This window comes from Peptoniphilus sp. oral taxon 386 str. F0131, assembly GCF_000090945.1.
Taxonomy (GTDB): Bacteria; Bacillota; Clostridia; order Tissierellales; family Peptoniphilaceae; genus Anaerosphaera; species Anaerosphaera mikwangii.
The window spans coordinates 1322484-1330072 of record NZ_GL349422.1; the positions used below are offsets into that span (position 1 = coordinate 1322484).

8 protein-coding genes, 1 pseudogene and 1 CRISPR repeat array are annotated in these 7589 nt (G+C 34.7%); all 9 genes and pseudogenes read right to left on the bottom strand.

What is annotated here, in order from left to right; genetic code table 11:
* Window positions 1-127: 127 nt before the first annotated feature.
* Window positions 128-448 (bottom strand): DUF3847 domain-containing protein, encoded by a 321-nt coding sequence (locus tag HMPREF0629_RS06290; protein ID WP_008750785.1) that lies wholly within the window; start codon window positions 446-448, stop codon window positions 128-130.
* 133 nt (window positions 449-581) lie between these two features.
* Window positions 582-1334, bottom strand: coding sequence for an alpha/beta fold hydrolase (locus tag HMPREF0629_RS06295; RefSeq protein ID WP_009222503.1), 753 nt, complete (start codon window positions 1332-1334; stop codon window positions 582-584).
* A gap of 68 nt (window positions 1335-1402) precedes the next feature.
* Window positions 1403-3073, bottom strand: coding sequence for a recombinase family protein (locus HMPREF0629_RS06300; RefSeq protein WP_039856722.1), 1671 nt, complete (start codon window positions 3071-3073; stop codon window positions 1403-1405).
* A gap of 54 nt (window positions 3074-3127) precedes the next feature.
* Window positions 3128-3685, bottom strand: a pseudogene (locus HMPREF0629_RS06305) (type IV secretory system conjugative DNA transfer family protein); the annotation flags it as partial.
* The gene (locus tag HMPREF0629_RS06310; protein WP_009222504.1) at window positions 3675-4406 is read right to left on the bottom strand and encodes a phage antirepressor Ant; all 732 of its coding nucleotides are present in this window, start codon (window positions 4404-4406) and stop codon (window positions 3675-3677) included. The pseudogene HMPREF0629_RS06305 and the gene HMPREF0629_RS06310, both read right to left, overlap by 11 nt.
* Window positions 4403-4888 (bottom strand): PcfB family protein, encoded by a 486-nt coding sequence (locus tag HMPREF0629_RS06315; protein ID WP_009222505.1) that lies wholly within the window; start codon window positions 4886-4888, stop codon window positions 4403-4405. The genes HMPREF0629_RS06310 and HMPREF0629_RS06315 overlap by 4 nt, the downstream gene beginning before the upstream one ends.
* Window positions 4889-4890: 2 nt before the next feature.
* Window positions 4891-5919 (bottom strand): DUF6017 domain-containing protein, encoded by a 1029-nt coding sequence (locus HMPREF0629_RS06320; protein WP_039856724.1) that lies wholly within the window; start codon window positions 5917-5919, stop codon window positions 4891-4893.
* Between the two features lie 89 nt (window positions 5920-6008).
* The gene (locus HMPREF0629_RS06325) at window positions 6009-6293 is read right to left on the bottom strand and encodes a CD1845 family protein (protein ID WP_009222507.1); all 285 of its coding nucleotides are present in this window, start codon (window positions 6291-6293) and stop codon (window positions 6009-6011) included.
* A 160-nt stretch (window positions 6294-6453) separates the two neighbouring features.
* Window positions 6454-6886: a CRISPR direct-repeat array (repeat unit 36 nt; unit sequence GTTTTAGACCTATCTTAAATTACATTGCTCTCAAAC).
* A gap of 66 nt (window positions 6887-6952) precedes the next feature.
* A partial coding sequence (gene csn2, locus HMPREF0629_RS08015) for a type II-A CRISPR-associated protein Csn2 (RefSeq protein ID WP_176686344.1) occupies window positions 6953-7589 on the bottom strand: 637 nt, incomplete at its 5' end.

Consider the following 7589-nt stretch of genomic DNA (forward strand, 5'->3'; position numbering starts at 1 on the left):
GGAAATTTATTTCCGTAGGGGAGTGTAGCTCCCCTGTATCAGCTTTAGCTGATATGCTCTCTGCAAGAGCCTTCGGAGAACGCACACACCCTTTAGGGTGTATAAGTGCGCCCTTGTAAACAAGGGATTATTCCTCTGTTTCCATTTCTTCCTCTTGTGTTCCTGTATTTCGATTTTCGCTTTGTTCTCGCTTCTCTATGATTTTTAGGATTTTTTGATTGACTTCTTCTTTGATTTTTGGGAATGTGATTAGCTGATAGAATTCATCTTTGGTAAAATCCTTGCTTTCGGTAAAGATACTTTCAAAGACTGCTCCTTTTTCATAAAGACGTCTATCTCTTTTCTTTCGCTCTTCCTGTTTCTGCTGACTGATGAGTTTCTTTCTTTTGTTTTGTAACTGCTTGATTTCTTCTTCCGCCATTAAGATTTTTTTGTCTATATTTTTCATTTTCTCTTTTCCTCTCTTTCTAATTTTGAGCAATAAAAAAAACAGTAAACCGATTTGATTTACTGTTTCGTGAACTGCTATGTTATAGCTTGTATTTAATTGTTTTACTTCGACAAACTGCAATTTGTCTGTCTCAAAACAATTCGTTTATCATTGTCACAAATAAATCCGGTTTCAATAAAACAAGACCTGCATGCCCCAGTTTAGGCAAAACCTTGAATTCTGTTTGCGGAAAATGCTGATTCATGTAGGCGATATCAAGTTTTCGCTCCTTTTCTTCGCCATCGGCATACCAGTAATGCATTTGCGTATCGACCTTCGGAATGGGCTGTGGAATCTTATAGTTGTTGCATGAGTCAAAAGTTCTCCATAACGTTTTTCTACTGGAGCACTTCAAAACATCTGCAACATATTGAAGATCTTCCTTCGAATATTCATTGGTAGCAAAAGCCTTCTCAAGCAAGCGCACTCCACCTGTCCTGCCCAGCATCATCATGAGATAGTCTCTCAAGGCGATAAAGCGTGTGACAAGCCATGGTAGCTGATATGGTGTAATGCCTCCGTCCATAATGCAGTGTCTGATTGGAATAAGTTGTCCAAGCGTTACCATTAAAGCAACGGAGCCGCCCATCGAGCACCCATATACTGCATACAATTCGGCAATCTCTTCAGCCTGAAGCCACTCATTCAATTCGGCAGCGATCTTCTCAATGCTTGTAAAGTCACTTTCATCCTCAGAATCATATCCGGGAAGAGCCGGAATAATCAGATGATATTTGTTTTTGAGAAGCGGAATTAAATGTTCAAAATAATCCCATCTTACAACAGAAGGATGTATCAGCAGAATTGCTTGTTCATTACCTTTTCCAAATTCATGTATATTCATTAGTCTAATCCATCCTGTGTACAAATTCTAATTTTTCTCTCTAAATAATTAACAATATTATACCATTTTTAAGCCCTTTTTTCCATATCTACTTTTTGTGGTACTTGACAGTTACCTATAAAGTTAAAGTAAACATCGACTTGTTGTTTTCTGTCTTTTCCTTTTCTTCCTCCTGTCGCTTCATGGACTACAACTTTTTCTATATACTCATTTATCATTGGTACTGTCAGTTCATCAATATCGGTATACTTTTCTATCATTTTTAGGAATTTGTCGGTGTCAACTTTTCTCTGATGGTAGCTTTCTATTTCTTGTTCAAAATACTGTATTTGCTTTTCTAAGTCTTGTTGCTCCGTATCATAGGTATTAAATAATCTATCAAAGTGTTTTACAGGAATTTTTCCAAGTGCGTGGTCTTCATATAGCTTTGTAATGAGGGTTGTTAGTTCTTCATTTCTTGAGGACAGTTTTTCTAACTTCTCTTTATCCTCTTGATACTTTTCTTCTCTTTTTTCATCAGATAACTTGTTCATCACTTTTAGAAATTCTTGCTTATCTTCTTTGGCAAAGTCTGTGATTTCTTTGATTGATTTTAAGAGAATTTCATTCACTGTTTTTACTTTGATGTAGTGCATACTGCAAGTGCCTTTTCTGTGTCGGTAATGTTGACATACAAAACAATAATCGCAGTCGTATTTCTTTTCTTTGTGTTCTGCCGGCTCTCTATAACTTAGCTTTCCTCCGCAATCTGAACAGATTAAAAGCCCTGTAAATGGGTGTGAGGTTGTACCGTACTTCGGACTTCTCCTCACTGTTTTTCTTAACCTTTGGGCGTTATTCCATGTTTCTTCGTCAATAATTGCTTCATGGGTGTTTTTGAAGATAATAAGTTCATCTTCTTTTGCCTTTCTTCTTTTCTTGGTTTTGTAATCAAGGCATATTGTTTTACCAAGTACAGTATGTCCCATATATTCTCTTTTTTCTAAAATATAACCTACTGTGGTCGGTGTCCAAAAATACGGGTCTTCTATTCCTCTTTTCTTTGAGCTATGATTATTTTCGGGGTGATGTATTTCTGCATAGGCTGACGGAATAAGGATTTTATCTTTGGTTAGTATATCTGCTATCTGTGTTACTCCATATCCCTCTATTACAAGCCTGTAAATGCGTTTTACAACCTTTGAACTCTCTTTATCGACAAGTAACTCCTGTTTGTTCTTAGGGTTTCTATAATAGCCGTATGAAACGCTTGGAGATACTCTTTTACCCTCTTCCATTCTTGCTCTGAAGATAGATTGTATTTTTCTTGAGGTATCCCTTGCATACCATTCATTCATAATATTTAGAAATGGGGTAAAGTCGCTTTCTGCTTGTTTTTCGCTGTCTATTCCGTTATTGATGGCAATAAATCTTACTCCCTTTTCTTTGAAAAGTATTTCGGTGTAAAAGCCTACTTTGAGGTAATCTCTGCCAAACCTACTCATATCTTTTACTATCACAGTAGATACTTTGTTTTCTTCTACTGCTTTTATCATCTTTTGAAATCCCTCTCTATCAAAGGTTGTTCCGCTTACTCCATCGTCTGTATAGTGATAGATATTTACAAAGCCGTTTCTTTTCGCATAACTTTCAAGTAGTTGCTTTTGATTAGTGATGGAATTGCTTTCTCCTTGCATTTCATCATCACGACTTAAACGCTCATAAAGGGCTGTTTGTCCTGTTCTTTTCGTATTTGACATGAGAATTACCTCCTTTCCAAGTTTTTATTATTTTCTCTGTCCCTATGAGGTTAATCCTTTCGGATCGGTTACACAATAGCTGCTGTGCATTTGCATAAGGTTTGGTTTTACAAAAAATCGAGTCTTGCCACTTCCTGATCCTCCTATAACAAGTACATTTTTATTTCTTGCATACTTTGGATTAGCCGGTCTGCCGTTCATTGTCAATCGTTCAGTTTGAGTAAGCAAGATGTTATTTTGAAACTTTTCATCCATGTACGGCTCAATGTCTTTTTTATTTCCCCATCTTGCCGAGCCGTACTCTCTACCTTGTCTGAACTTCTTGGCATTTTTGCCTTTGGTATAAATAATGAATTTAATTATAGCAGCAACTCCTATTCCTGTCAGTATATCCACCAAATAAATACTTGGGAGAAAACTCATTGTATTAAGCTCTAATATTCCCTGAAATATCCTGTCAATCACATCTCCGCCGGTATAGCTTCTTACATGATGAGAGAAAATATTTCCTAAATAGAAAAATGCAAGATAGGGAATGTTTTGCTTTGCAAACTTTGCCTTATCTTGAACCTTGAATAAGCCTTTGATGTCTTTTAATATCTTATTTATCATGAGTCTTTTCACCTCCAATCAAAAGTAATAGATAGTTCCTGCCTTTCGGTGTTACAAAGGTCTGAATGCCCACTGCACCATTATCGTTTCTACACCATTCCTTTACTTCAAAATATCCCTTGTTGTTCTTGGCATAGGGTAGAAGTCTGTTTTTCTTATCTCGATAAATAAGATTCTGATCTATCAAAAACTGAATGAAGGCTTTTTGGGGGATATGCAGCTCTTTTGCTGTATTTCTGAAATTAGTAAGCAGATGGTTATTCACCAGTTCATCAAAATACTTGGCTTTCGGCTCTAAATCCTCTATTATTTTTTCTTTTTCAGCAATCAGGTGATTGGCAAGGAGTACCGCATTTGCCAATATTTCTTCATTGCTCATTTTTTCTTGGTTCTTGATATATCCTCCATTTTTACGAATACTCGGCAATACCTCTGTGGTTACCCATCTTTTAAAGTCCTTTGCCTGTGGTAACTTGGAAGATAGGATAAGGGCGTATAATCCTGACTCGTTGATAGATACCATATTTCTTCTTTGTCTGCCGTCGTGAAACACGACATCAGCTTTATCATCTATATCCACATGTCTTACCAAAGCATCTCTCGTGTTTGCATAGCCCAGTTTTTCGGCAACTTCTTTTCCGATAAAGAAAAACTCACCGTCTTTTTCCATTACAGTGAGTTTCCCGAATTCCATATTTTCAAATGTTATTAAGCTGCTCATAGGCTCTGCTCCTTTTGTTTATTCTTAACTTTATCCTTAGAAACAGTATTTTTTGCCATCTCCTTAAACTTCTCAATATTTTTGTGAATGGACTCTTTCCTCTCAGCCTTTCTTTCTGATGTTGCAAGAGCATTTTTAAAGGCTTTCTCCATCATTTTCATATCTTTGGCTTGGAAAAATACGGCGTATTTACCTGTTTCTTTATCTTTCATTACCGAAAACTTAACACCGTATTTGTTAAGCTCTTTTTTCAGTTCTTTCAATTCCGCTTCTTCTACCGGTATTTCTTCCAGTTGCCCTTTTTTTACCATATCTTTGAGCTTGACTTGATTTCCGTTTACTTTAACGAGTTTTTCAAGTCCTCCCAGTTTCTCTGCTTCTTTTATCAGTTTTTTCAACAGATTTAAAAGAAGTTTTCCGGTTACTTTAGCAGCCTTAACTTCAAGGCTTAATGTCTTTCTTGCAATTTCTTCGTTAATCACATTCAATATCCTCCTCTCATATCATAGCTTACAAGGGCAGAGTAATGTGCATCTATCCCGCTTGGTGCATTATATGCTGCTGTTAGGACAAATGCTCTGATATTCCTAATCTTGTATTCATTTTCCTTAATAACATCTGACAGATACTCCAAATGCTCTGATTTAAGTTTTCTAAATCTTTCTTTTACTATATGTGCAGGAAGCTTCGTTTGATTGATTGTAACAAACTCTCTATCATCAAGTATCATAATATCTGCCAGTATCTTTAATATCTCATCAAAGTCTTTAACTATAAATTTATTGCCCAACTCAAGATGTTCATAATAGCCTGTCTGTGTTCTTAACTCATCTAAGCAGTTCTGATATATATTTTTGTTTTCTATTTCCGCCTCTCCGTCCATCCTTTTTCTTGGTTCTGAATACTCGGCATCTATGACGGAATGATGGGTGGAATTATATGATGAAATATCTGTAGTAATCTTTGATGAATTATTTGTAGTATTCTCTGGTAATGGTTGGGGCATATTGCCATTTTGCATTGGCAGATTTTGCTCTGTTGCATTGGTGCAATCTGCACTTGTGCATTGGTGGATTTTGCACTTTTCCATTGGTGCATTTTGCCCTAATGCATTAGGCACAGCTTTTTCTAAGGCTTGTAATTCTTCTTTTTTCTTTTTGTTCTCAATTTCAGCATAAAGTTCCTCCAGCTTTTCGGTATTTATGGTGTACCATTTTGTCTTATCTCTTGGATCTTTATTGTAGTTTCCTACGAGTAGAAAACCTGCCTTTTCCAACTTCGCAAAGGTTCTTTTTACAGTATCGAAACTCATATAGTCAAAATCTTTTTCCTGCCATGCTCTTATTGAGTTATATGTCCAACATCTTCCGTCATAGAAGTTATTGCCGGATTTCTTATTTATTTCTATCCAATAGTTTATTTGCTGTAAGATAAGAGCTTCATTTAAACCTATCTCTCTTGCCAATGTCTTATTTGCAACGATAGGTTGTTCATCAAATAAATACATACTCATCTAAAAGCTCTCCTTTCCATGATATTTTTTCACTAAAAAAGACGATAGTTTTTATCTATCGCCCTTGGTAACCATTTTTATGAAATTTTTTATATTGATTTTATGGCTTCATTGATTCCTTGTATAAAAGCTATGATTGCCACTCCAATCATCGGTATTCCGTAAGGACTTAGCAGAAATCCAAGGATAAGTGCTTCTATTGCTGCTTTTGTATCGTGTAGCATAAAGAATGAGCCTATGGCAACAAATACACACATCAGCATAAGCAAATATAGGATTGCAGTTCCTACGCTAAGCAAGAATGTCAGAAAGGCAGTCAAAATGCTTAACAGCAAACTGATTGGGAACAAGATTATTTTTATTATCCATCTCATAAAACTCTCACCTTCCTTGTATCGGAAAGGCTGATGTAATGGCTTGAAATATTTTTACATACCATAAATGCCTCCTTTTAGACCTGATTGTTTGATTTTTACAATTTTAAAAATAAGGATACAGTGCTGAAAGCTCCTATTTATCTGGCTTTTCTCTCTGTATCCCTATTATATCTCAAGCCCATTGCTCTCAAACAATGAATTAAACATAAAATCATTATATTTAGTTTTAGACCTATCTTAAATTACATTGCTCTCAAACGTAGAACAAGGCATAATCGACTGCACAAGAGTTTTAGACCTATCTTAAATTACATTGCTCTCAAACGGATTGACATATAAAGATACAGGGCAACTTGTTTTAGACCTATCTTAAATTACATTGCTCTCAAACGAAGTATCTGAAGAAAGATACAACGAAATAGTTTTAGACCTATCTTAAATTACATTGCTCTCAAACACTATCAGCGCCACTCATATTTATCATTCGGTTTTAGACCTATCTTAAATTACATTGCTCTCAAACAAACAACGGGGTCACTTCCACTTAGCCTTAGTTTTAGACCTATCTTAAATTACATTGCTCTCAAACCTCTATTTAAACTTATATTTTAAATATGTTCTATATACACACGCTATTATACATAACATATCTAAAATCAATAGAGGTCGCATAGGTCTTCATCTATAATATACCTTTTAATGTATTTTAAGTCAAGATTCTCATAATCGGCTTTTCCGGATTCAATGAATAATACTTTAAATTCATTCATAATACAATATTCAAAAAATTCTTTCATTTCACACACCGTTAAAATTTTTTCAATATTTATCAAAATAAATAATTTAATTCCTATGTATTTTCTTAAAACTACCATATATGAAATTAATCTGTCTATTGTATTTCCATAGTCGAAATTAAAATAAAATCCCCCTAATTTTATCAGTTCTTCAACTTTTATATCATCTTCCCGTTCCAACTCAAAATCTCCGCTGAATAATAAATCGTCAAAGAATATATTCAGCTGATTTATTATAATATTTAATTTTTCATATTCTATTTTGGCATTTTCTGTAAGTTCGGACAATAATCTGTTAATAACTTTTTTATTATTCGGGTTTGTATTTAAAAAATCTATAATTATATCAACATTTTTCGATATCAAAATTTCCCTATCATCTTCCGACATAATAAATTTCCCAATATTTCCATTTATCTGTTCATTTAACTCGGTTATTATTTTTCTAAAATATTTTTTGTCTTCTATATACAACTTTATTATATTGGATTTATCG